The organism is Neobacillus sp. PVCKKU3, from assembly GCF_058323225.1.
In genome coordinates, this window is record NZ_JBLVQN010000102.1 from 1 (window position 1) to 700 (window position 700).

At 45.7% G+C, this 700-nt stretch carries 4 tRNA genes and 1 rRNA gene; all 5 read left to right on the forward strand.

What is annotated here, in order from left to right:
* Nucleotides 1-95 precede the first annotated feature (95 nt).
* The 5 genes from rrf (at nt 96) to ACNQGS_RS29030 (ending at nt 680) form a co-directional block, all read left to right on the forward strand.
* A 5S ribosomal RNA gene (rrf, locus tag ACNQGS_RS29010) occupies nt 96-212 on the forward strand.
* A 120-nt stretch (nt 213-332) separates the two neighbouring features.
* Nucleotides 333-423 (forward strand) — tRNA-Ser (locus tag ACNQGS_RS29015).
* Nucleotides 424-443: 20 nt separating this feature from the next.
* Nucleotides 444-518, forward strand: a tRNA-Glu gene (locus tag ACNQGS_RS29020).
* A 5-nt stretch (nt 519-523) separates the two neighbouring features.
* Nucleotides 524-599: transfer RNA gene (locus ACNQGS_RS29025), tRNA-Val, on the forward strand.
* A gap of 5 nt (nt 600-604) precedes the next feature.
* Nucleotides 605-680 (forward strand) — tRNA-Thr (locus ACNQGS_RS29030).
* The last annotated feature ends 20 nt before the right edge of the window (nt 681-700 follow it).

Sequence of the window (700 nt, forward strand, 5' to 3'; positions counted from 1 at the left end):
CTAGACAATTATCAAAGTAATATGGTGAACTCGTTTTTACTAAACTTCTTCTGCGTTATCTAGTTTTGAGGGAATGAAACCTCTAATTCAATAGGTCCGGTAGCAATGGCGAGAATGTCACACCCGTTCCCATCCCGAACACGGAAGTTAAGCTTCTCAGCGCCGATGGTAGTTGGGGCGAAAGCCCCTGTGAGAGTAGGACGCTGCCGGGCTAAGACAGAAATTTTACTTTCTGTCTTTTTTCTTCCCCTATAATGAATTTGGAAGAAATTAGTCATTGTTATAAAAGTAGAGACGTGCGATAATATTCACTGTCGCTTCTTTCATAATATGGAGAGCTGTCCGAGTGGCCGAAGGAGCACGATTGGAAATCGTGTATACGCTAACCGCGTATCAAGGGTTCAAATCCCTTGCTCTCCGCCATAATAAAATTTTATCAAAATGGCCCCTTGGTCAAGCGGTTAAGACACCGCCCTTTCACGGCGGTAACACGGGTTCGAATCCCGTAGGGGTCACCAATAACGGAGGATTAGCTCAGCTGGGAGAGCATCTGCCTTACAAGCAGAGGGTCGGCGGTTCGATCCCGTCATCCTCCACCATATATGCCGGCTTAGCTCAATTGGTAGAGCAACTGACTTGTAATCAGTAGGTTGAGGGTTCAAGTCCTTTAGCCGGCACCACTTTAAAAATTACTTCTTTT